The sequence below is a fragment of the Bacillus sp. RC251 genome (assembly GCF_044908765.1).
GTDB classification, from domain to species: Bacteria; Bacillota; Bacilli; order Bacillales; family Bacillaceae_G; genus Bacillus_A; species Bacillus_A wiedmannii.
In genome coordinates, this window is record NZ_JBIYDP010000010.1 from 126,073 (window position 1) to 150,743 (window position 24,671).

At 35.7% G+C, this 24,671-nt stretch carries 22 protein-coding genes and 3 pseudogenes; 20 read left to right on the forward strand and 5 right to left on the reverse strand.

Translation table 11 applies throughout. From position 1 onward, the window contains the following. Positions 1-172 precede the first annotated feature (172 nt). From ABH961_RS23465 to ABH961_RS23475, 3 genes are all read left to right on the forward strand, one after another. Positions 173-3,442 carry a SpaA isopeptide-forming pilin-related protein gene (locus ABH961_RS23465; RefSeq protein ID WP_404520132.1) on the forward strand — a complete coding sequence of 1,090 codons (3,270 nt, stop codon included), beginning with the start codon at positions 173-175 and terminating at the stop codon, positions 3,440-3,442. A gap of 142 nt (positions 3,443-3,584) precedes the next feature. After that, a complete protein-coding gene (locus ABH961_RS23470; RefSeq protein WP_002007015.1) occupies positions 3,585-5,075 on the forward strand; it encodes a coproporphyrinogen III oxidase in 1,491 nt (496 codons plus the stop codon). Positions 5,076-5,388: 313 nt separating this feature from the next. Next, the gene (locus tag ABH961_RS23475) at positions 5,389-6,945 is read left to right on the forward strand and encodes a fatty acid--CoA ligase (RefSeq protein WP_404520134.1); all 1,557 of its coding nucleotides are present in this window, start codon (positions 5,389-5,391) and stop codon (positions 6,943-6,945) included. A gap of 584 nt (positions 6,946-7,529) precedes the next feature. On the opposite strand, the gene ABH961_RS23480 is transcribed toward ABH961_RS23475, so the two are convergent. Continuing rightward, on the reverse strand, positions 7,530-7,727 hold the full coding sequence (locus ABH961_RS23480; RefSeq protein ID WP_048545620.1) for a hypothetical protein: 198 nt from the start codon (positions 7,725-7,727) through the stop codon (positions 7,530-7,532). A gap of 479 nt (positions 7,728-8,206) precedes the next feature. Then, positions 8,207-8,677 (reverse strand): hypothetical protein, encoded by a 471-nt coding sequence (locus ABH961_RS23485; RefSeq protein ID WP_048545619.1) that lies wholly within the window; start codon positions 8,675-8,677, stop codon positions 8,207-8,209. A 187-nt stretch (positions 8,678-8,864) separates the two neighbouring features. Between ABH961_RS23485 and ABH961_RS23490 the strand changes: the two genes are divergently transcribed. Continuing rightward, the gene (locus ABH961_RS23490; protein WP_048545617.1) at positions 8,865-10,343 is read left to right on the forward strand and encodes a SulP family inorganic anion transporter; all 1,479 of its coding nucleotides are present in this window, start codon (positions 8,865-8,867) and stop codon (positions 10,341-10,343) included. 256 nt (positions 10,344-10,599) lie between these two features. Here ABH961_RS23490 and ABH961_RS23495 read toward each other — a convergent pair. Further along, positions 10,600-11,211 (reverse strand): annotated as a pseudogene (locus ABH961_RS23495) (O-antigen ligase family protein); the annotation flags it as partial. A 242-nt stretch (positions 11,212-11,453) separates the two neighbouring features. On the opposite strand from ABH961_RS23495, the gene ABH961_RS23500 reads away from it, so the two are divergent. The 6 genes from ABH961_RS23500 (at position 11,454) to ABH961_RS23525 (ending at position 16,180) form a co-directional block, all read left to right on the forward strand. Further along, positions 11,454-12,242, forward strand: a complete 789-nt coding sequence (locus tag ABH961_RS23500; RefSeq protein WP_000454176.1) for an enoyl-CoA hydratase — start codon at positions 11,454-11,456, stop codon at positions 12,240-12,242. A 113-nt stretch (positions 12,243-12,355) separates the two neighbouring features. Further along, entirely contained in the window at positions 12,356-12,673 is a 318-nt protein-coding gene (locus tag ABH961_RS23505; RefSeq protein WP_048545615.1) for a hypothetical protein, read from the forward strand. A 17-nt stretch (positions 12,674-12,690) separates the two neighbouring features. After that, positions 12,691-13,017, forward strand: a complete 327-nt coding sequence (locus ABH961_RS23510) for a nucleoside triphosphate pyrophosphohydrolase (protein ID WP_048545611.1) — start codon at positions 12,691-12,693, stop codon at positions 13,015-13,017. Positions 13,018-13,164: 147 nt separating this feature from the next. Then, positions 13,165-14,214, forward strand: a complete 1,050-nt coding sequence (locus tag ABH961_RS23515) for a M42 family metallopeptidase (protein ID WP_048545609.1) — start codon at positions 13,165-13,167, stop codon at positions 14,212-14,214. A 69-nt stretch (positions 14,215-14,283) separates the two neighbouring features. Further along, positions 14,284-14,997: a hypothetical protein gene (locus ABH961_RS23520; protein WP_048545607.1), complete on the forward strand. Its 714-nt coding sequence runs from the start codon at positions 14,284-14,286 to the stop codon at positions 14,995-14,997. Positions 14,998-15,226: 229 nt separating this feature from the next. Further along, positions 15,227-16,180 (forward strand): TRM11 family SAM-dependent methyltransferase, encoded by a 954-nt coding sequence (locus tag ABH961_RS23525; protein WP_098069047.1) that lies wholly within the window; start codon positions 15,227-15,229, stop codon positions 16,178-16,180. A gap of 202 nt (positions 16,181-16,382) precedes the next feature. Here the strand turns inward: ABH961_RS23525 and ABH961_RS23530 are convergent. Beyond that, positions 16,383-16,583: pseudogene (locus ABH961_RS23530) on the reverse strand (YflJ family protein); the annotation flags it as partial. Positions 16,584-16,714: 131 nt separating this feature from the next. Between ABH961_RS23530 and ABH961_RS23535 the strand changes: the two are divergent. The 9 genes from ABH961_RS23535 to ABH961_RS23575 all read left to right on the forward strand — a co-directional run bounded on the left by ABH961_RS23535 (position 16,715) and on the right by ABH961_RS23575 (position 23,529). Then, positions 16,715-17,176, forward strand: coding sequence for a VOC family protein (locus ABH961_RS23535; RefSeq protein ID WP_048545603.1), 462 nt, complete (start codon positions 16,715-16,717; stop codon positions 17,174-17,176). 186 nt (positions 17,177-17,362) lie between these two features. Continuing rightward, positions 17,363-18,415 carry a proline racemase family protein gene (locus ABH961_RS23540; protein ID WP_098069046.1) on the forward strand — a complete coding sequence of 351 codons (1,053 nt, stop codon included), beginning with the start codon at positions 17,363-17,365 and terminating at the stop codon, positions 18,413-18,415. A 19-nt stretch (positions 18,416-18,434) separates the two neighbouring features. Beyond that, positions 18,435-19,412 carry an ornithine cyclodeaminase family protein gene (locus tag ABH961_RS23545; protein ID WP_098079896.1) on the forward strand — a complete coding sequence of 326 codons (978 nt, stop codon included), beginning with the start codon at positions 18,435-18,437 and terminating at the stop codon, positions 19,410-19,412. A 179-nt stretch (positions 19,413-19,591) separates the two neighbouring features. After that, entirely contained in the window at positions 19,592-20,221 is a 630-nt protein-coding gene (locus ABH961_RS23550) for a hypothetical protein (protein ID WP_088093062.1), read from the forward strand. A 194-nt stretch (positions 20,222-20,415) separates the two neighbouring features. Next, positions 20,416-20,712, forward strand: a complete 297-nt coding sequence (locus ABH961_RS23555) for a WXG100 family type VII secretion target (RefSeq protein WP_000918588.1) — start codon at positions 20,416-20,418, stop codon at positions 20,710-20,712. A gap of 186 nt (positions 20,713-20,898) precedes the next feature. Beyond that, positions 20,899-21,174, forward strand: a complete 276-nt coding sequence (locus ABH961_RS23560) for a TIGR04197 family type VII secretion effector (RefSeq protein ID WP_107134398.1) — start codon at positions 20,899-20,901, stop codon at positions 21,172-21,174. 41 nt (positions 21,175-21,215) lie between these two features. After that, positions 21,216-21,578, forward strand: coding sequence for a DUF3958 family protein (locus ABH961_RS23565; RefSeq protein WP_044440348.1), 363 nt, complete (start codon positions 21,216-21,218; stop codon positions 21,576-21,578). Continuing rightward, positions 21,575-23,125, forward strand: a complete 1,551-nt coding sequence (locus tag ABH961_RS23570; protein ID WP_044440346.1) for an HNH/endonuclease VII fold putative polymorphic toxin — start codon at positions 21,575-21,577, stop codon at positions 23,123-23,125. The genes ABH961_RS23565 and ABH961_RS23570 overlap by 4 nt, the downstream gene beginning before the upstream one ends. A gap of 11 nt (positions 23,126-23,136) precedes the next feature. Then, positions 23,137-23,529 carry an immunity 50 family protein gene (locus tag ABH961_RS23575; RefSeq protein ID WP_000566919.1) on the forward strand — a complete coding sequence of 131 codons (393 nt, stop codon included), beginning with the start codon at positions 23,137-23,139 and terminating at the stop codon, positions 23,527-23,529. Between the two features lie 57 nt (positions 23,530-23,586). Here ABH961_RS23575 and ABH961_RS23580 read toward each other — a convergent pair. Further along, a pseudogene (locus ABH961_RS23580) lies at positions 23,587-23,850 on the reverse strand (tyrosine-type recombinase/integrase); the annotation flags it as partial. Positions 23,851-23,977: 127 nt separating this feature from the next. Here ABH961_RS23580 and ABH961_RS23585 point away from each other — a divergent pair. Then, entirely contained in the window at positions 23,978-24,649 is a 672-nt protein-coding gene (locus ABH961_RS23585; protein ID WP_098048642.1) for a hypothetical protein, read from the forward strand. The last annotated feature ends 22 nt before the right edge of the window (positions 24,650-24,671 follow it).

Here is a 24,671-nt window from a genome sequence, read left to right on the forward strand (position 1 = left end):
TTTCGTTCACGTAGTATTTCAAAAATGAATTGTAGTAATTTTACTAATTAGTTGTAGAGTGTCTTTGTTTTATTTAAATGGATTATTTTAAGTTAATGTGAGTAAGGCTTGGTACATATGAAATGAGCTTCTTTTCATAAATTTAGGAATCATAAAAGGGGGAATGAATTTTTTGAGGAAATCATTTAATCAAAAAATAAAAAAATTAAGTAGTAGTTTTATAGTTATGTTACTAGTATGTATGAATTTTCTAATCCATTTACCATATAAAGCAGAGGCAGCTACACCAGAATTAAAAGGTTTAGGTGATGTATCTTATTACAATGCAATCATTTTTGGAGATCATAGTGCAACGAGTGCGGATATTGAGGGTGCGATGGCTATTCAAAAAAATATGAACGCATCAAGTTATACAGTCTTAGCGGCTGCAACAGGAGCACATAACTTAGCTGGAGCAACATGGGTAGAGGAAGGATATCCAGCATTATTACTAGGTGGTCAATTTACGAAAGCGGGAACAGGACAAGTAATTATTCAAGATGGAACAGTGGCGATGACAAAAGATGGTGACCCAGAAGGTGCAATGAAATCATCATATGACCGTATCTCTTATAAAGAGCAAGCGGAGATTGATGCTAAATTTAAAGAATTTAGAAAAGACGTTGATAGCGTAATTGAGGATGCGGGCCAATTACATACTGATAAACCAAAATCGGGTATGACCTTTGGAATCGGTGAAGATGTAAATAATCCTAATATTTATGTCTCTTCAGGATTAGAAGGGCAAGAACCATTCAATGTAAAGGATGTTTATCTTCCAAATGTAAGTAACAAAGATTTTATTGTTATTCATTCAGATGCAGAAGAAGTTAACTTTGGTGGCGGTGCAATCCTGTATGATACGACAGATAAGGGCGAGTTCACATTAGTTAATACATCTCAAGCATATGACCCTAATTCCTTTTTTACTGAGTTAGCTAGTAAAGTCATTTGGGTGTTTCCAAATGCTAAAAAGATAACAACTAAAGGATATGGTGTAGTAGGAAGTGTATTTGCACCTAATGCAGTTGTAGATACAAAGGGTGGATCTATTAACGGACAAGCCTATGTTGGTGGATTACACCAAAGAGATGGATTTGAGGTTCATAATTTTAAATTTAACTGGCCAAAGTGGAAAAAGCCGGCAGCTGAAAAAGGAAATTTACAAATTAAAAAAGTTGATGAAAACGATGAAAACATTGTTTTAAAAGACGCAAAATTTGATGTTATAGACAAAGGCAATCATGTTGTGGCTACTGTTACAACAAACGAAAAGGGTATTGCGGAAGTTAAAGATTTACCATTTGGTGATTATTTTGTAAAAGAAATTAGTGCACCAGAGGGATATATAAAAGTTGATACACCAGTAAAAGTAACAATTGATAATACAAACATAATTGAATTTGTTATGAAGAATACGAAAAAAGTAGAAAATGGTCAATTTAAATTATTGAAAAAAGATAGTGAATCTGGTCAACTTTTACCAGGTGCAAAATTTGATGTTATAGATAAAGATGGGAACGTTGTCGAAACAATTATTACAGATGGTAAAGGTGAAGCTTTATCAAAACAACTTCCAGTTGGAACATATACATTACAAGAAGTTGAAGCACCAAAAGGTTACGAACTATCATCTAGTTTAGTTCATGTTGATGTAGCTGCTAATAAAACAGTGACTGTAGATGTGTTGAATAAAAAAATTGTTGAAAAAGCTACAGGTCAATTTGAAATCGTAAAAGTGGATGCAGAAGATAAAGCGAAAGTATTATCAGACGCAGAATTTGAAGTGTACAAAGATGGTAAAAAAGTAGAGACGTTACGAACAGATAAAACTGGTAAAGTAATCTCTCAGAAATTAGAGTCAGGAACATACACATTAAAAGAAACGAAAGCACCACAAGGGTATACATTATTAAAAGAAGAAATTGAAGTCGTTGTGGAAGCAAACAAAGTAGTACAAGTACAAGTAGAAAACGCAAAAGAACTAGGAAGCTTACAAGTAATCAAAAAGGATGCAGAGAGTGGAAAAGTTCTAGAAGACGCAGAATTTAGACTGAAGAACGAAACTGGTCAAGTAGTTGGAGAAGCGAAAACAACGAATAAAGACGGTGTAGTACAATTCGAAAACTTAGTACCAGGGAAATATACGTTAGAAGAAACGAAAGCGCCGGAAGGTTATAAAGCAATAGAAGTAACAGTCGAAGTAAACGTAGTAGCAAATGAAGTAGTAAAACAAGAAGTTATGAATGAAAAAGTGAAAGAAGAAATTACAGGTCAATTAGAAATTATAAAAGTAGATGCTAATGATACAGGTAAAACATTAGCTGGCGCAGTGTTTGAAATTTGGAAAGATGGAACAAAAATAGACACATTAACAACAGATGAAAATGGTAAAGCAACTTCGAAAGAACTAGAGCCAGGAGATTATATTTTAAAAGAAGTTCAGGCACCAGAAGGTTATGAGTTATCTGATAAGGAAATTGAATTTACGATTTCTAATCAAAAAATTGAAGTAGTAAAACTTCAAATTACAAATGAAAAAGAAACAAGCAAAGGTCCAGAGAATCCAGGTGGAGAAACAGAAAAACCAGGTGAAGAGACAGAAAAACCAGGTGAAGAAACAGAAAAGCCAGGTGAAGAGACAGAGAAACCAGGTGAAGAAACAGAGAAACCAGGTGAAGAAACAGAGAAACCAGGTGAAGAAACAGAGAAACCAGGTGAAGAAACAGAAAAACCAGGCGAAGAAACAGAAAAACCAGGCGAAGAAACAGAAAAACCAGGTGAAGAAACAGAGAAACCAGGTGAAGAAACAGAAAAACCAGGCGAAGAAACAGAAAAACCAGGTGAAGAAACAGAGAAACCAGGTGAAGAAACAGAGAAACCAGGTGAAGAAACAGAAAAACCAGGCGAAGAAACAGAGAAACCAGGTGAAGAGACAGAAAAACCAGGTGAAGAAACAGAGAAGCCAGGTGGAGAAACAGAAAAGCCAGGTGAAGAAACAGAAAAGCCAGGTGGAGAAACAGAAAAGCCAGGTGAAGAAACAGAAAAACCAGGTGGAGAAACAGAAAAACCAGGTGGAGAAACAGAAAAACCAGGTGAAGAGACAGGAACACCAGGTGAAGAAACAGGAACACCAGGTGAAGAAACAGAGAAACCAGGTGAAGAAACAGAAAAACCAGGCGAAGAAACAGAGAAACCAGGTGAAGAGACAGAAAAGCCAGGTGAAGAAACAGAGAAGCCGGGTGAAGAAGTAGGAAAGCCTAACTTACCAGAAAAAGAGCAAGGCAGTTCCAATGATCAAAAACTTCCAGCTACAGGGCATAATACAAATTACCTTCCATTTATAGGTGTAATTCTTGTGTTATTAGGAATGCGTTTAAGATTTATGACTAAAAATAGCTAATAGATTTATAAAAGGCAGAAGAGAAATGTCATCTCTTCTGCCTTTAAGTTTTTAAATAGAAGAAATAAGGTAAAACCTTCTGTATTGACCTGCAAACGCCCTTCAAGTAAACTAAAGAGAGTTTGCAAATGAAAAGGTGATAATGTTGTTAATTTCAATTAAAACGCTACAAGATGATCGTTTTTTACGTCCGCTGCAAAATATTGGCGGCTTATTTTTTGAAGATAGTACGATTGGATTTGAACAAGAGGAAGCAAATCTTATTGTTGATATACACATTGAAGAGAATGTGAAAGCATCTGCTCGTTTAACAGATGTTGCTACTGGAAATGTGTATGAAGAAACTTTCGCAAAAGATTTATCTGCTTTCACAGATGAAAAAGAGCGTATGAAGCAAGTGAAGCACGTTGTTTCTTATGTATATCTTTCTGTTCTTCAGCAGTTAACTGGTCTTGAACAAAGCTGGGGCATTTTAACAGGAGTTCGTCCGACGAAACTTCTTCATAAAATGCTTCAAAGTGGTATGTCAAAAGAAGAAGCACACCAAGAACTTCGTGAAAGCTATTTAATTCATGAAGAGAAAATTGAACTTCTTCAGCGTATTGTTGATTGCCAATTAGCGGTAGTTCCGGATTTATACCGTTTGAAAGAGGAAGTAAGTATTTATATCGGTATTCCATTCTGCCCAACAAAATGTGCATATTGTACATTCCCGGCGTATGCAATTAACGGACGCCAAGGCTCTGTTGATTCATTCTTAGGTGGTTTACATTATGAAGTTCGTGAAATTGGTAAGTTTTTAAAAGAAAAAGGTGTAACAGTTACGACGATTTATTACGGCGGCGGTACACCGACAAGTATTACAGCAGAAGAGATGGATATGCTGTATGAAGAAATGTATGAAGCGTTCCCAGATGTGAAAAATGTGCGTGAAGTAACAGTTGAGGCAGGTCGCCCAGATACAATTACGCCAGCAAAACTAGAAGTGTTAAATAAATGGAACATTGACCGTATTAGTATTAATCCGCAGTCATACCATCAAGAGACATTAAAAGCAATTGGGCGTCATCATACTGTAGAAGAAACAATTGAGAAGTATCACTTAGCTCGTGAAATGGGAATGAACAATATTAATATGGATTTAATTATTGGTCTTCCTGGTGAAGGGTTAGATATCTTTAAGCATACGCTAGATGAGACAGAAAAGTTAATGCCAGAATCGTTAACAGTTCATACGTTATCATTCAAACGTGCTTCTGAAATGACGCAAAACAAACGTAAATATAAAGTAGCAGGTCGCGAAGAAATTACAGCGATGATGCACGAAGCAGAAGAGTGGACGCAAAAGCATAATTACGTACCATATTACCTATATCGTCAAAAGAATATTTTAGGTAACTTAGAGAACGTTGGTTATGCAATGCCGACGCAAGAAAGTATTTATAACATTGTTATTATGGAAGAAGTTCAATCGATTATCGGACTTGGTTGTGGTGCATCAAGTAAATTTGTTCATCCGAAGACAGGTGCAATTACGCACTTCGCAAATCCGAAAGATCCAAAATCATATAACGATGGCTTCGTAAAATATACAGAAGACAAACTGAAAATTTTAGAAGAGCTATTTGTATAAGAAGAAAGAGGTTGTTCCATTTGGAACAGCCTCTTTTTTATTTTGTCAGTTTTTGTCGATAAGTTGATATATTCGAAAAATCGCTGATATAAATTGAGTTGCGGTCTATATATTTTAAAAATCGCTGATATATTTCAAGTTGTGTTCGATATATTCGGAAAACCGCCGATATAATTTCACTTACCGCCAAGCGGCACTGATTGTAAAACTATGTCGATAATAATCAGAAAAATTAGTCAAATCATTAGAGGACAATGTCTACTTATAGACGAAATGATAGATTTATGAAAGAGAAAAGGGGGAAATTGTTGGCATGTACATGACGATAGGGAGAATATTTGATTTAGCTGTTGGTAAGTATCCGAATAAAGAGGCGTTAGTAGAGCCGGAAAAAAATATTCGCTGGACATATAAACAGTGGGATAAGCAAATAAATAAAACGGCGCAAGCTCTATTGAAAGAAGGGGTAAGAAAGGGAGATACTGTATCTGTTTACTTATATAATTGCCGTGAATTTGTAAACGTTTACTTAGCTTGTGCGAAAATTGGGGCGATCTTTAACCCGATTAACTTCCGTTTAAAAGCAAAAGAATTATCGTATATCCTTCAAGATGCAGCCTCGAAAGTAGTAGTCTTTGAAAAAGCGGTTGAATCAACTGTTGCTATCATTGAACGAGATTTTCCAAATTCGTCTTTTTGGTACGTAGAAGACGATACACCTTCCTATGCTAGTTCTTACCATGAAAAAGTGAATGCGGCATCTTCTGACAAAGTAGATATCGAAATTGATGAAATGGATTATTGTTCTATGCTGTATACGAGCGGTACGACAGGTCATCCGAAAGGCGTATTGCATCGTCATCGTGAAATGACTGAGCATAGTATGATTTGTACGTATTTCTTAAAATATAATAGAGATAGTGCCGGACTTGTAGTAGCACCTTTATATCATTGCGGCGAGTTAAATGCTGGAATCATTCCGCGTATTCAAGTTGGTGGAAAGAATGTTATTTTACATCACTTTGATACGGATAGAGTATTACATACGATTCAAGAAGAGAAGATTACGACATTTTTTGCAGCACCGACGATGTGGAATATGTTACTGCAAAAAGATTTAACGCAGTACGATTTAACATCGATGAAGATTGGTATATATGGAGGAGCGGCAATGGCTCCAGCATTAGTGAAGGAATGTAAAGAACGTCTTTATATTGATCTCGTACAAATATACGGAATGACAGAAATGGGACCAGTTGTTGCGTTTCTTGTAGAAGAAGATCAAATTACGAAAGCAGGTTCAGCAGGAACACCGTGCTTTAGTCATGAAATCCGCATTGTAAAACCAAATGATGATGCACCAGCAGAACCAGATGAGGTATTACCTCCTTATGAAGTAGGGGAGATTATTTTACGCGGCCCAACTATGATGGCTGGTTATCATAACCGAGAAGAAGCAAATGCAAAATCGATGTATAAAGGATGGTATCACTCTGGTGATTTAGGTTATTTCGATAAAGATGGCTATTTATTCGTCGCAGATCGTGTGGATGATATGGTAATTAGCGGAGGTGTTAATATTTATCCACGTGAGATTGAAGATTTTCTACATAGTCATCCTGGTGTATTAGATGTTGCGGTGCTTGGTGAGCCAGATGAATTATGGGGAGAACGTGTTGTGGCTGTTGTTGTAAAGAAAGATGAAGCGATTACAGAAAATGATTTAGAAATATATTGTAAAGAAAGTGATGAATTAGCAGATTATAAACGTCCACGTCACTATTTATTTGTGGATGAACTTCCTCGTAATGCGAGTGGGAAATTACAGAAGTTTGTGCTGAGAGAGTCGTTGAAAGGTGCGAAAAAATAGAAAGTGTGGGATGCACTATACCTATGTGATTTTCGCCTGTTTTTAAATAGACGAAGCAATATCTTTGTTCTTTTGTAGAGGTGGAGAATTAAGTGAAGGTCAATTGATCTTCACTTAATTCTCGTTTTTTCTTAATGAAGAGTGATTCGTGTATTTGAAGTAAGGTGAAAGAACAAAAGGGATGTAATGTATAAAAGAAAAGACACCCTAAGGTGCCTCTCTCCGACTTGAACCATTTTCATTTCATACGAATCTATCCGTATTACCCCTTTGTTATAAGTGTAAACACATACTATAAAACAGAATCGTCTATATACACTAGATTGTTAGTTCACAAAATATAAGAGATCTGAGATCAGTATCGGAGTAACGCCACATCCCCTATAATGATTGATATGTTACGCCTTTTAAAAGAATCTGCTTTATAGAACGTGTCCACAAGTTATATTTTACTACATGTAATATTCATTTAGTTTATTTTTTGTGAATATGTATAATTACATAAACTTCATGAGAAAAAGAGAGTATACTTTGGTGTTTTGTAATAAAGATAAAGCCCACCTACAAAAAATAGAGGGCTTTTCTTACTTCTTATAGATATCTATTCCAATTATATTATCAGATGAATCTAAACGAACATATACGTCATCTGACAAAAGGTGGGCATTATATATTCTTTGTTTATACGTTGATATCTCGAAGCATTTTCCATTTGATTCACATTCCAAAATAATCATATCTCCATGTTCTTTCCAATTTACTAATCTAGCAGTTGTATTCATTTTTAATCCTCCTCTAGATCATTTTATGTAAATTAATAGAAACAGTGTGAGGAAGGAGTTTATATAGTCAAAAAGAAAGGTGAAGATATTGAAGAGATGGTAACATAGTAACTTTTAAAAAACAAACAATTTAATTATATCTATAATAAGATTAATTAATACAACGTATTAATCTAACAGAAGGGAGGAATAGCCATACAATTAGTTTGTTTTAAAATAGTAAGTGGTCAATATTTCTTATTTGTAGAAGGTATCCAGATTCCTGTACCAATTCCAGCGGCTGCTGCAGCTCTATTAATTGATCTAGGAATAATTCCACTTTGTTCTTAATATAAGGAATTTTAGCTGTTCTACCTTTTAATTGAAAACCCCTCAAGCATATGAATGCTTGAGGGGTTTTTACTGTTATAAAAATTGTTGAATGAAATGGGGTTCGCAACATTGTTTGATGGTCATGTTGGGATGCCCATTTTCTACTTTTATTTACGTGAAAATCCTTCTTCATCAAGGTATTCCGCAGCTTCTGGGTAAGAGTTGAATGTACCGTCTAAGTTTACACCAGCGTACACGTTCCACATATCATCCTCTTGAATAAGAGTTAGGATGTGGCCGTCTTCGTTCTTCCATTCTTCTTCTGCAGCAGGTTCCATTGGTGTAACAATTTCTTCTGGCTCCTGTGATAGACGTTCAATTACTTTTTCAATTAATGAACGCAGTTCTTCTTCTGAAAACTCACGGATGTTAATCATGCCTTTATCATCTGTTTTATAACCTTTAATGAAGCTTGCATATACAAAGCCGTTTCCGTTTGGATGTAAATGATATACAACGTTCTTTTTATCTAAACGACTTTCTTCAAAGTGAAAGTTCACGCGTTTTAATGATACGTTCTTTCTTTCTAATTCAGGGAAAGATTCAATAATCGATAATTTTTCTTCAAAAGTTAGCATAGTGCCTCCAAATATATAATAAAAGATTTAATTTATCTATTATAGCACAGTTACAATGGTTTCCAAAGATGCGGTGTGAGCTTGCAATTGAATACGTTTACGTCACGAGACTGTAAAAAGTGGACTAACGAATATATTCTTTTAGGTGTACAATGGAACATGGACTTTATACAAAGGTGGTTTTTTTATGTTTCAAAAAATAGCAAAGGAATGTTTAGCAGGTTTTACTGTCGCAATTGTTGCGTTGCCACTTGCCATTGCATTTGGTATTGCTGCAACGGGAACGTCTGAAGGAGCACTAGTTGGATTGTATGGTGCAATTTTTGCAGGTTTATTTGCGGCGTTATTTGGTGGTACACCTGGGCAAGTTACTGGGCCAACTGGGCCGATTACTGTTATCGCAACAGGGGTTATTGCGACGCACGGATTAGAGGCGAGTTTTATAGCCTTTATGATGGCGGGACTGTTTCAAATTTTATTCGGTGTATGTAAGCTTGGTTCTTACGTGCGATATATTCCGTATTCTGTCGTTTCAGGATTTATGAACGGAATCGCATTAATTATTATTTTAGGTGAAATGAAGCATGTGCAAAATAGTTTTCTACTCGTCGTATTAACGATTATTGTAATGATTGTTTCTGGAAAATGGATTAAGGCTATTCCGTCTAGTTTAGTTGCATTAGTTGGTGTGACAGCTATGCTTCCTTTCATTTCTTCTGCGTTAGAAGGGCTTACAGTGAAGTTACCGTTTATCGGAAACTTGTCATTAAATAAGGTGATTGAGAAGATTGGAACGATTCCAGAAGCAATGCCGACGCTTCATATTCCATCTTTAAGTGGAACAGGCATCGCAGAACTTATTTTACCAGCGCTTAGTATTGCTTTATTAGGATCGATTGACTCGTTGTTAACATCGGTTGTAATGGATAATGTGACGGGTACACGTCATAAAAGTAATAAAGAACTGGTCGGACAAGGTATCGGTAATATGATGAGCGGATTGTTTGGTGGATTAGCAGGCGCAGGGGCGACTGTACGGTCTATCGTGAATATAAGAAGCGGTGGTAAAACGGCGCTTTCAGCGAGTATGCATAGTGTTATATTATTTATTTTCATTATGGGACTTGGGTCAGTTGTACAATACATTCCGCTTGCTGTATTATCAGGTATTTTAATTTTAACTGGTATTGGCATGTTTGATTGGGAAAGCATGAAGAAAATGCATGTAGCACCAAAAGGTGATGTCATTGTTATGCTTGTAACGATGGTTGTCACAGTGAAGTTTGATTTAATGATTGCTGTTGCGTTCGGTATTATTCTTTCGTTCATGATATACATGGTGAAATGTAAAGACCGTAAAGCTTCTATTGTAAAAGAAAAAGACGCGACATATAAAATTAAAGGCCCACTTTCATTTTTAACAGTGGATCGTGTTTTTCATACTTTACAAGACGTAAAGTCTCCAGTTGTTTTACGTATGAAAGATGTGCGCTATATGGATGTATCAGGAGCGATGGCATTGTTAAACTTTGTTGAGCAGTCGGATAAAGTAGGTGCGAGTGTGACGCTAGAACAAGTGCCTGCTCATATTGAAAATACGTTAGTAACGATGGCGAGTAATGAGCAGAAAGATAAATTACAGTTTGTAAAAGCTGAGGCTATATAAGAAAATGCTCTCGTATGAGAGTGTTTTTTTATTGTATTCAACATCTTTATATCACAATGTTTTGTGGTTATTGAAGTTTGTTAATCTTAGCATTATAGTAACATTCTAGATTAGGAACGTAATATTATAAAAATGTATATGAATTTTGAGAATTCCTTTTTTCAGAAGGAAAAGCTTTAAGCTAGAGGGGAATAATTGATGTACAACAGTTACCACACGGAGTGAAAATTGGGATTGTACGCTCAATTGTTGTTTCTTTTGAGAAAGAAGTTGTTTTATGAACAGAGTATAAGACAACGATTGGGAACATAATTGCAAAAATGGAACTTAAATCATTTCCAGCAAAGAACCATCCTCTTGAACCAATCTTTGAGTTCGGATAGCTTTGGAAATCTGTACCAGTTGCCATAGCCGCGATGATTGAAATACTTAAAATTAACGTTGCATATAAGAAATACGTAATGATTTTATGAAATACATATTCGTTATTTTTTAATTCTTTTAGTGCGATAATATATCCAAACAGTAGTACAATTGGATATACACTTTTCAAAATAAATTTCACTTCTTCTCCAAATGAAACTGGAGATTTGACCATTAAATTATTTATAAGGCCGATTGCGAGTACGATGCCAAAGAGACATAAGTAGAGAATATACTTTTTTGCACCGTGTTGTTTATGATGAAGAAGTAGATAACCTAATGCAAGAAGCATAAAGGCGAAACGGACTACAATTCCGACGGTTGCGCTCATGTGTAATATATAAATTGAAAAAGATGTTAATAGATCTAAAATTGGTTGAAACACAATGAATAGCAGTAGGAAATGCGGGAAGTAGTTATCCATCTGTTTTAACTTAGTAACCATATGTGCCTCCATTTCTTCATTCCTTTATTTCAGCACTTCTATATATAAATGGTAAATAGATGGAAAGTATCGATAAACCGACTTTAATTGCTATATTTTTTAACGGAATTGTATGTTTTATACGAGGCTATATACAAATTACGAGATTATTAGACAGAAAATTAAGAAAAAAGAAGGATTTTTCACCTGCTTTCTATAATTATATAAGTATAATCTTTATGTAGAAAAGAGGGGTATATATAATGGAAGTAACAAGTAAAACAGAATCTGTCATTGTGAAATATGAAGGGCACGTTGCAACAGTTATGGTCAATCGCCCAGAGGTGTTAAATGCATTAGATGAACCAACGTTAAAAGAGCTATTACAAAAACTGAAAGAAGTAGCGGAGAGTTCTGCACACATTGTTGTGTTATGCGGAAACGGCCGTGGTTTTTCTGCGGGTGGAGATATTAAATCGATGCTTTCAAGTAATGATGAAAGCAAGTTTGATGGCATTATGAATACTATTTCTGAAGTTGTTGTAACTTTATATACGATGCCTAAGCTTGTGATTAGTGCGATTCATGGACCGACTGCTGGTCTTGGGTTAAGTATTGCGTTAACAGCTGACTATGTGATGGCAGATATATCATCCGTTATTGCGATGAACTTTATTGGAATCGCTTTAATTCCAGATGGTGGCGGCCATTTCTTCCTTCAAAAGCGCGTCGGTGAAAATATGACGAAGCAAATTATTTGGGAAGGAAAGAAATTATCAGCAACAGAAGCGCTTGATATCGGTTTAATTGATGAAGTAATCGGTGAGGATTTCCAAACGGCTGTGAAGCAAAAAATTAGTGAATGGTCACAAAAGCCGATTAAAGCGATGATTCAAACGAAGCAAATTTTATGTGAAGTAAATCGTTCTAATTTAGAACAAACATTGCAACTTGAAAAGCGCGGCCAATATGCGATGAGACAAACAGCGGATCATAAAGAAGGCATTGCTGCATTTTTAGAAAAACGTTTGCCTGCATTTAAAGGGGAATAAAGTGAAATTTGAATTAATGGTAGTTTTACTGCCGGTTAATTTAAGGTAAAGGGGAGAAAGTGCTAACACATTTTAGTATAATTGTGTTAGCACTTTTTTTTTAGGAGTAATATATGAAGAAAATTATTGGTGTTATTGGCATGGTTGTAATAGCATATTATGCTTTACATAGTACACCATCTATGGCGGTGCGAACTGCATTGTTTTTTGAAGGACATCCAAGCGTTGCGTTTTCTGCCGAGGTGACGAAAGAAAAAGATGTGAAAAAAGAAGCAATTCCAGCTGAGTACCAAACTTTATATAGTAAGGAAGAAGAATCAGAGTACTATTTCTTTCCGCACGTAAGGGCACATGGATCAGGAATTGATATGCTTAGTGCGTGCGTGAAGAAAAAATGGTTTTTCTATAAAGCAGAGCTCGGATGTTATTAAATATGGGAGGTTGAATGATGTCAGCATATAACAAGTTAGTAAGAGATCGTGTTCCAGAGAAGATTTTAAGGTCTGGAAAAACATATACAGCACAAAAATTAACAGGACAAGCATACATACAAGCTTTAGCGAAAATTGGAACGGAAGAAATTCGTGAATTTGCTTCTATGAAAGAGCGTGAACATGCGCTAGATTCACTTGCGGATGCACTGGAAGTAATTATCTCTTTAGCGCGTGCAGAAGGTGCAACAATTGAAGATGTAGAAAGTCTACGAAAGCAAAAAGAAATAGAGCGCGGTGGGTTTGAAAGAGGCATTTATTTATTAGATGTGTCAGAAGAATAGTTTGATAGAAAGCATAGTGTTTATGAATAACGCTATGTTTTTTAAAAAGTGAATTTTAATATAATTTAGAAAATTAAACTATATTAGTAGAGGATTTATAGTAAATTCGGTATACTGAATAGTAGAGAAAATGAGGAGGAAACGACAATGGCACATCATACGAAAGAAACGATGGAACTTATTAAGGAGCTTGTCTCTATTCCGAGTCCGTCTGGAAATACAGAGAAAATCATTCGTTTTATTGAAAACTATGTAAGTGAGTGGAACGTAGAAACGAAGCGTAACAATAAAGGCGCTCTTATTTTAACGGTAAAAGGGAAAAATGATGCACAGCACCGTTTATTAACGGCACACGTTGATACGTTAGGGGCGATGGTGAAAGAAATTAAGCCTGACGGTCGTCTAAGTCTTTCTATGATTGGCGGATTTCGCTGGAACTCTGTAGAGGGGGAATATTGCGAAATTGAAACATCAAGCGGTAAGACTTATACAGGAACGATTTTAATGCATCAAACATCTGTGCATGTATATAAAGATGCAGGTGAAGCGAAACGCGACGAGAAAAATATTGAGGTTCGTATTGATGAGCGTGTCTTTTCAGCTGATGAAGTACGTGAATTAGGAATTGAAGTAGGAGACTTCGTTTCATTCGATCCGCGCGTTCAAATTACAGAGAGTGGATACATAAAATCACGTCATTTAGATGACAAAGTAAGTGTTGCGATTTTATTAAAATTAATTAAGAGATTACAAGACGAAAACGTAACATTACCATATACAACGCATTTCTTAATTTCTAATAATGAAGAGATTGGATACGGTGGTAACTCTAACATTCCAGAAGAAACGGTTGAGTATTTAGCGGTTGATATGGGAGCGTTAGGTGATGGTCAAGCATCTGACGAATATACAGTATCTATTTGTGCAAAAGACTCTAGCGGTCCGTATCATTATGCACTGCGTAAACATTTAGTAGAGCTTGCGAAAACGAACAATATTGAATATAAAGTAGATATTTATCCTTACTATGGATCGGATGCATCAGCTGCGATTCACGCTGGATTTGATGTGAAACATGCATTAATTGGAGCGGGTATTGATTCTTCTCATGCATTTGAGCGTACACATGAAAGTTCGATTGCACATACAGAAGCGTTAGTATATGCATATGTAATGTCTCATTTAATTGAAGAATAATTTCATAGAAAATAGAGAGAGCTGATTAAAAATATTATTTTTAATCAGCTTTTCATTTAGGGGGGCAAGATGAAGAAATTATTGATGGGTAGTATCGTCGTAAGTTTAGCGTTAAGTGGATGTGCTCAAGAAGGTTCAGATGAAAAAGTAGTGACGAAGGTAGAGGATACCGAGGGGAATAAAAAAGAGAGTAGAAAAATACAAGGATCACAAATAAATCCACAAGTGCAAAGTCGCTACACTGTTTCAATGAATTCTACTGAGGGAGAAGCGTATACTTTGCATGTTTTTTCGAATAATGAACAACATGAAACGCAAAAAGAGCCTTGGGTTGGTGCACAAGAAGGGGATCAAATATATAAAGGTGAATATCAGCTTGCCTTACAATCTACAAGCGCGACATTATATTTGCAAGAGGCGAAAATTGGAGAGTTTGTATTTAATACGTCTAGAAAAAATGGATTTGTAAGTAAAGGTACACCAGATTTTTTCGTAGCACTGCAACGTGAGTCTTCTAATTTTTCAACAGCGAAAGCTTTTTACATTCATAAAGGGAAAGTGCTCGAAGTGAAAATTAATGAAGATGATTTTGGTATTGCAGGAACTTGTTTTAAAGCTTTAGATAAAGGGAAGTTTCTTATTGGGAATTATGATAATGGAGAAGGAATGTGGTATTTTTCAACTTTCCAAACCGATCTTGAAACGGGAAAAGCGAAACGGGTTGATCAGAAAAAAATTCCTTTAGAGGAAGGGAATGTATACGTTAAGGACAATTTCAAATGATACATTAGGAGAAGCAACTGATGGTGGTATGCTAGATTACTAGGAAGAACAAGTTCAGAATGTAACTTCTTTCTGTTAATAAAAATAAAGAGATTGCCAATAGGCAGTCTCTTTTATTTATTAACGTTTCTCTTTATTTCCGGCATGTGATATCATTTAATTTTACGTAAAAAAGATATTCGAATAATTGTAATCATAATAATTTTAAACGATAAAGGATGATAATAGATTGAGTAATCATAGTACAACACCTGCATGTATATATACGTATGCATTTCGTGAGGAGGAGCGTGCTTTATGTTATTTGGAAATGCGCTCGTTCTTTGGAATGGAGTCTCACGTTAATATTTTGAAAAGTGATGTCAAAATTGCCCCGAGTAGAAGTGCATTTATTAAAGAGCGCGTTGAGGTTATGTATGAAGGAGACGACTTAGAAAGTATTTTAAAACAAGTGGAACAAATTGATTTGGCGGGAGCGTCGTTTAAAGTTATCTTCGTTAAAATCAATGACCTGGTTGGAGAAAATAAAATTGAATATGGGGAAAGACGTCTCATTGAACGAGACCTCGGCATGCATATTGAAGGAGAAGCGGATGTTCGTAATCCAGAGCGTGTATTCGGGATTGTTCCTCTTGGAGGACGCTGGTACTTCGGACACTATGTAGAAAGTGAACCAGTTTGGTATCATCACATAAAAAAACCGCATAGTTATTCGACATCTCTTAGCACACGTGTTGCGAGATCGGTTGCCAATATCGCTGTACCAAATCCAGATGGAGTAAGAGCAATTGACCCGTGCTGCGGTATTGGAACAGTAGTAGTAGAAGCACTTTCTATGGGAATTAACATCGTTGGTAGAGATATAAACCCACTTGTAGTTCTTGGAACGAGAAAAAATATCGCACACTTCGGATTTGAAGGAACAGTAACAAAAGGCCCAATTGAAGAAATTACTGAGAACTACGACGTTGCAATTATCGATATGCCGTACGACTTATTTACGCATGCAACACCAGAAGACCAGTTCTCTATTCTTTCAAGTGCGCGCCGCATCGCTAAAAAGGTAGTCGTTGTCACGATGGAAACAATGGACGACATGATTCATGAAGCAGGATTTGAAATTACAGATCGCTGTATTACAAGAAAAGGATCATTTACTAGACAAATTCTTGTTTGTGAATAAGAAAGGAAGGTCACCCGTTTGGGTGACCTTTTTTGTTTGATATTGATGTGTGATTGGTTGGTGGAATGGAGGAGTGATTTGACGTAATTTGTCGGTAAGTCGATATATTTAAAAAATCGTTGATATATTGTACTGAATCGCTGATATATTTAAAAAATCGTTGATATATTCCGAGAATCACCGATATCGCTACATTAGCATATTACTGTTCTTTTAATTTCTCTTGTTGTGCAAGTAATAAATTGCGTAATACGTGTCCGCGGTAACTTTCTAGTTTTCGCCCTTCGTGGTAACGCACGCCTAATTTTTTTAGTTCGGCTACGTACCAGCCTTTTGTTCCGTAGTACATTGGATCACTTCCTTTTTGCTTTTGAACAGTATATGTGGCGGGGGGAGAGAATTTTCTATTTTATTCAGCATTAGTGCTACAAATTTGAAAAACATGTAAGAAGAATATGATATCACTTCTATTTTTAGTTTATAAAAATAGGCTTTATAGTAAGAATTTCTAAAAATATAAAGGGGGAATATGCTTTGTTTCCAGGTACTTTATATGAAACACATGTTAAAACAAGAAATTTAGAAGTAGCAAAAGAATTTTATACTAAACTTGGATTATTTCATGCTCGCACAATTGAAGAACGACGTGTAGCATTCTTTTGGTTTGATAAAGATAATAAGAAGGAACAAATGCTGGGCATTTGGGAGGTATCAGAAGAGGAATTCAATAAAAGTCACTTTGCATTCAAGGTTAATTATGAAGAAATCATTCATGCAAGAGAATGGCTTCTTAATAAAGGAATAAAACCAAGAGCCGCTTTCGGTCTTGAACCTTCCGAGCCTATGGTCCAGACGTGGACACCTACTGCGAATCTTTATTTTTATGATCCTGACGGTAATTCTTTAGAGTTTCTATGCTTACTTCCTGAAAAGAAAAACGTAAAACAAGATGTCATGTATTTAAGTGAGTGGGAAAAATTACCGAGTGAAATATAAATTTGATATTGGCTCAAATCCCGCAAAATAATTTAAAAAGGAACCATAACTTTGCTCAAGTAGTGACGTTATGGCTTTTTTGTTTTGTGCTGGTTAATAATCACTAACTGTCTACTGTATAAAAAAATAGACAGTAGTGTATGCTTTTTTTTACAATGTATACAAATTTATACCCTATGCGTTGGCATGATATTTGCAATAAAAATAGTATCAACATATAGGGGAGAGATAGAAATGAAGGTTAGTAAAGTGTACACGACAATTGATGCTCACGTAGCTGGGGAACCGCTTCGAATTATTACAGGCGGCGTGCCAGAAATAAAAGGAGAAACGCAGTTAGAAAGACGCACGTACTGTATGGAGAATTTGGACCATCTTCGCGAGGTTCTTATGTATGAACCAAGAGGACATCACGGTATGTACGGTTGTATCATTACTCCGCCTGCGAGTGATCACGCTGATTTTGGCGTATTATTTATGCACAATGAAGGCTGGAGTACGATGTGTGGTCATGGCATTGTCGCTGTTATTACAGTAGGAATTGAAACAGGTATGTTTGAAGTGACAGGTGAGGAACAAAAGTTCATTATTGATAGCCCTGCTGGGGAAGTGATTGCGTACGCAAAATATATTGGGAGCGAAGTAGAGTCTGTATCATTTGAAAATGTCCCTTCATTTGTATACAAAAAAGATGTTCCTATTAAAATAGATAACTATGAATTTCAAGTAGATATCGCGTTTGGTGGAGCATTCTACGCGGTAGTAGATAGTAAAGAACTTGGTTTGAAGGTTGATTTCAAAGACTTAGCTGCTATTCAAACGTGGGGCGGTAAAATTAAGCACTACATCGAGAGCAAAATGGAAGTAAAGCATCCACTTGAAGAAGGGTTAAAAGGAATATATGGCGTTATTTTCTCAGATGAACCGAAAGAAAAAGATGCAACTTTACGAAATGTAACGATCTTTGCTGATGGGCAAGTAGATCGTTCTCCTTGCGGCACAGGAACTTCCGCAAGAATCGCAACTCTTTTTGAAAAAGATGCTTTACAAAAGGGAGAAATTTTCATCCACGAATGCATTACTGACGGGAAATTCGAGGGGGAAGTATTGTCGGTAACCGCAGTAGATACATATGAAGCTGTCGTTCCGAAAGTAACGGGTCATGCATTTATTACAGGATTTCATCAGTTCGTTGTAGACCCGAGAGATGATTTGAATCGGGGATTTTTGTTAGGATAGAAGGAGGAGGTGGAAAGATATGCTAGTCATAAGCGCGAATGAACAACGAAACTTAGTAAATATGAACGAAGTCATTGAATACGCGGCGCTTGCTTTAAAAGAATTTTCCGCAGAAAGAACGATCACACCAATTCGCGGCTCATTACCGTTTGCGAACGAGAAAAATACGGCATTAATTATGCCTTCAGTAGCGGAGGGACTTGAGGCACTTGGCTTAAAAGTAGTAACAGTAGTCCCCGAGAACAAAAAGATAGGAAAGAAAACGATAAACGGAATTGTGATGCTATCAGACTTTCAAACGGGAGAACCGCTCGCACTTTTAGAAGGATCCTACTTAACGATGATTCGAACAGGGGCTCTATCCGGAGTAGCGACAAAACATTTAGCTCGTCATAACGCAAAAACTTTATGCATAATCGGGACCGGAGAACAGGCGAAGGGAATTGCTGAAGCTGTATTTGCGGTAAGAGATATCGACAAAGTCATTTTATACAATCGAACAGAAGAAAAAGCGTATGCATTTGCGCAATATATACAAGAAAGATTCAATAAACCTGCATATGTTCACACAAATGCAAATGAAGCAATAAACGAAGCAGACATTATCGTCACAACTACGAACGCATCCACACCAGTCTTCTTAAAAAAACTACAAAAAGGCGTCCACATAAACGCCGTCGGCTCATTCAGGCCAAACATGCAAGAATTACCATCTCACGCTATTACGAGCGCAAATAAAGTAGTAGTCGAATCAAAAGAAGCAGCATTAGAAGAGACAGGGGATCTTCTAGTTCCGATAAAAGAAGGTTTATTTGAGGCAAGCAACATTTACGCCGAGCTTGGTCAAATTATAAGTGGTGAAAGAGCTGGTAGAGAGAACGATGAAGAGATTACTGTTTTTAAATCGGTTGGTTTGGCAGTAGTGGATATTATCGTTGCGAAGTATTTGTATGAGAAAGCGGTGGAGTGCGGAGTGGGGAATAGGATTGAGTTTTGAGAGACTGCCTTTTGGTGGTCTTTTTTTGTTTGGGGTTTGGTTGCTAGTTTTTTAACTCATTTCATGTAAAAACAATTGATTATTCTTAATTATTCGACACAATGCAACAATTTAAGATCGTGTTTTTTGCTATGATAAGTAAGAAATTTACATATTGTGTTATTGGGGGATAAAAAGAGATGTTGAAAAAATTTACTACATGTATTTTAGGTGGCGCTTTAGTATTCAATTTATCTGGTTGCGGCAATACATCTGACAAAACTTCTTCAGAATCTAAAGAAACCAATTCTAAACAAGAAGAAAAGAAAGTGCAAACAACTGATGAGGCGAAAACGAAAGAGAATACAAAGCAGAAAAATACAGAACAAACAAAAGAGAAATCAAAAATAAAAGAAAAAGAGTATGCTGTAAACAAGGATTTTCATACACCTAAATTTGATGTAACTGTAAAAAGAGTTGTAGAAAGAGATAAGGTTGGTAAAGAGAGTATAGGATTCCAAAAACCTGAAGATGGACATGTCTTTATTGTTGTAGAAGCAGAAGGGAAAAATATCACAAACGAACCGATGAAATTAGCCGTTTTACCATCAGTGGATTTAGTGGATGAAAATGATAATGCTTACCAAAGTGATGTGTGGGCAGCTAGTAGTTATGAGGTTGAAAAAGGTGAGACCTCTAGTATTACTAAGGAATTAAAACCAGGGGAGGTAAGGAGAGAAAATAAAGTTTACGTGATTAATAAAGAAAAGTTTGATACAGGAAAATGGTATGTAATTGTTAACCGTGAGTATAAGGAACAAATTAAATAGTGTTTATTTATTAAGAGGAGGTGGCTCCTCTTTTTTTGCATGAAATTTTGTAAAGCAAGAAAAATAGAATGTTAATATTCTAATATTCAATAGAAAGATAAAATGTTTAAAAGTTCAGAATAATACTTTATAATATATTTAGTAAAATTAACCAAAATATATTTTGCTTATTATGTATTAAAGGGGAAATGAAAATGGCTGGACAAATTCGCATGTCACCAGAGGAGCTTAAATCGAAAGCTGCTCGATATGGACAAGGTGCAAATCAAATTGAGGACATTTTAAGTCAACTACAAAACTTACAAAATGAATTAAGAGGAGAATGGGAAGGCCGTGCTTTTGAAGGTTTTGACCAACAGTTCAATGAATTAAAGCCAAAAGTACAAAACTTCGCACAGCTATTGCAAGAAATTAATATGCAGCTGAATAAAACTGCAGAGGCTGTTGCTTCTCATGATGAAGAATTATCACGTAATTTCGGTTTGAAATAAAAATTGCTTTACTCTATATAACAAGCATTTCAAATGAGCCATACAGCTTATATTGTATGGCTCATTTGATTGCGTGCCCAGCTTAGCTGGACACACGTTTAAAAAGAGTGATATTGATAGAGAAATTTCATATATTTATTGGGATTTCTTTGGCATGTTCTGAAAATTAGAGAAAGGATTTGAGTGATGGGACAATTTCAAAGTAATTTTCAAAAGGCACAACAAATTGCTACGCAGATGAGAACAGCTTCGGATATAATCCAAAGTGCAACAAATCGTCCTATAACAAAGGCGACGCGTACAACACTATCTGTTAACTTCAAAGCACAAGAAGCGAATCAACAAATGTTAGATTTTACGAAACAATTTTCCACTGCCTTTCAACAAGCGGTCGATAATATTCATTCAGTAGCCCAAGAGTTTGAGAGAATGGATAACGAACTTCACAACACTTTTCGCTAATGTGACAACCTACGTAAAGGTAAAATGGTAGGAGGAATATGATGAGTCAAGATATTGAAAAACAAATTAATCAAGTAAATCAAAAGTTAAGAAGTGTATTTGAAGAACAAGACCGAAATCAATCCGCGATTCACATTCATGAGCAAGCGGAAGCAGATTTTTATGAATGGAGAGGTCGAAACCATCGTTTGTTTGATCGAATTTTAGGAACTTGGCATGGTGATAGAGAAATGTCTCAGTTTTTTATGAATACATATCAAGAGGCACAACATATTGAACGAAAAGTCACATTTGAATTGGAAAACCAAAAAGAAACGTTGCTTAAAGAAAGACGAAACCTTAGTGATTTAGAAAACGACCTTTCCTATCAACAACAACAATTAGCGAGGGAGGTCAATGCATGAGTTTAAATATGTATTTAGGAGAAGTACAAGGCCAAACTCAAAGCATGAATGCTGTATGTAACGCTACTATTCAAGGCATGGAACAAGCGATTCAGTCGATTGATGCTTTTGCAGTTGATACTGTTTTACAAGGGCAAACATATAGTAGTGCAAAATCATTTTTTGTACAAACCTTTCGTCCTTTAGCGCAAGGAATCATTTATTTATGTGAAGAATTAATCCGTCAGAATGATGCCTTTCCAAGTCAATTTCAATCACAGGTAGCTTCAACTGATGTTATTGAACAAGAATTATTGGAACAAATTCGAGAAATTGACCGAATGAAAACAAGTATGGAAGCTATCAATCAAGCTATGCCAATCCCTGGTATGGATGCTATGGTAAATCTTTTTACTGTCATGAGGAAAAAACTGCAAGAAAAATTAGAACATCTATATGAATTTAATTATACTTCTAGTAGTAATTATGATACGGCACTCCAACTAGCCGCTAGCATTGCGACGGGTTTGGCGGAAGTTCAAAGTGGAAAAGGCTTTAGTCCTGCAAGTGGTACATTTAGTACGCAAGGGTTGAATATGGAGTGGACAACTTCTATTCAGGCGATTGGAGAAGAGAGGGCACGTCAAGTTGCCAATTCAATTGAAGAAGGTGCAATGTGTGGTAAGCCACCTGAAAAATCTACTTTCCGAAAAGTGGTTGACGGTACTATAGAAGGTGCAGGACAGGCAGTTGAAGATACTATAGAAGGATTTAAGGCACTTGGTAAATGGGAAACATGGGAAAACATGGGGAATGCTGCGTTGCATCCTATTGATACCCTCAGTACGATGTATAATGTATTGTCAGATTCATTTATTAATGATGTAATAAATGGAGATGCTGAAAGTCGTGCTAAATGGGGAAGTTATGCTTTAACACAAGTTGGATTAGGACTTATTGGTGATAAAGGATTAAGTAAAGCAAGTAAATTAGGTCAAGCGGGTAAAGTGACCAAACTAGCAAAAAACGAGATTCCGCAAACTTTTTCGCATATTACAAGTAATTTACAAATGGGAGATCGCTTTGCTTTTGCAGGTATGGGTACATTCAAAAATGAATTGCCTAAAGTTGAAGATTTATTTGTATATGCAAGTAGAGAAAAAAGTAAAGGATTAAATGATAATATAAATCAAACCTTTGGAGTTAAGAAGATTGAGGGGAAAAATTCTCATGAATCTAGGGGAGCTAGTTTAAAAGAAATTAAAAGACAATTAAATATACCTAGATTTCAACACCCGATTAGTCAAAAAATGGTACCATTAACAGATAGTAATGGTAAAAGGATATTAAATGATAATAAACAGCCTATTATGACTCGAGAATTAACATATGAAGTAAAAGGTCAAAAAATTATAATTCAAGATCATTCAGAGGGTCATAAGTTTGGAGAAGGTGGAATTGGAGATCAGCCACCGCATCATAATGTAAGACCTGAATACAATACACGAACAGGACAGGTAGATGGTATGGAGGATCATTATTATTTTGAGAAGAGAAATAAAAAATAGGGAGTATAAAAATGATTGATCAATTTAAATTTTTAAATCCACAAGCGTTAATTAGTATTTTTGGGAAAATACCAAAGTTTGAAGAATCAGAGTTATTAGATGTGCGTCTTAAAAGAGATGGTCCTACTTTAGTTATTCAATTGATGACAAAGGAAAATGTTGAAAACAAGCCAAAACGATGGAATAAGTGGGATGTAATTTATGTAGAGATATCTTTCTTTACTATTCATAATTTAACAATAAAAGGTTTAGGAACAGAAAATATAATTGATTATTTTGAAATAAATACGATAGAAGAAGAAGGTTTATTAAAAATTAAGTGTAAGAATCAAATGTTAGTTGAGTGCTCGTTTGAATGGGCAAAGGTAGAAGGGGTAACCCCAGGCTTAATAGGATTACCATAATTTTGATGGGAAGTAGATAGTTAATTTTTATAGTATTCATATTTTAATATTTTTGGATTAAATAAGGAATGTATCAAGGACATTATCTTTTTCTTCTTTATTGATACCAATGTATTTAAGTGTAATTTGTGGTGTGCTGTGATTGAGTATGTCTTGCAACATGTATACATCTTTAGTTTGTTTATAGAACCAATAGCCGAAGATTTTGCTCATGGTGTGAGTCCCAATAGATTCGATACCAGCAAAATCTTTGGCTTTTTGAAATTTTTGATAAGCCTAGATCTTATTAATGGGTTGATCTTCTTTTCGAGAAGGGAATAATATTTCACAGAAGGTGTAAAATGGGATGTTGATTTAGATGGTGATGGTGAAGATGATAGTATTAAGGATATGGTGAAAACGGGTGCGAAAAAAACTTGGTCAACAGTAGCGGGGTGGTTTAATTAATATGAAAAAAATTATAGATTTTAATAAGAGAGCTTTTGCACATTATATGGCTCTTTATCCTGTAAATGAAATAAGATTCCAAATAATTGCCCTTGTTCTTGTGGGAGCGGACATATTTATTCTGTTGCCCGCTTTTGCGAATCCTTTTCGATTACTCTATGTATATATAGTAACTCCTCCAGTTGTTTTTTTAAATTTGTGGGCGATATGGATTGCTATCAATCCTCGGAAACGACAATTACAATACACCCTATTCCGAGGAGTATATGGCGCCATATGTTCAGTCGGATTATTGGTTATAACTCAAAAATATGCTTATGAAGTGTTACAATTGCAAACTCCCATCTATTTTATTCTTTCATTTGGTTTGTATGGCTTTGCTTTGTATTATTTTTATAAAAATCATATTGAAAAACTTCAGGAACCAAGAAAAAAATCAAAATCATCGAAAGGAACTGGTGGTGTAAAAGTAGCAGCTATTGCAGCGGGATCGGGGCAGTTAATTGCTAATATAATTCTTAGCATTGCAACACAACAGATGGGGGCAATTGTATTTATGTCTGCATGCACAGTGTTTTCGTTTGTTTTGTTTTATATGATTATAGAACTCCATAAGTATTATTATTTACGGAAGCATATAGAAGATGGAGGGAAAATACGTATAGGCTTTTAAAGAGGATTTGTTGCATTTCAAG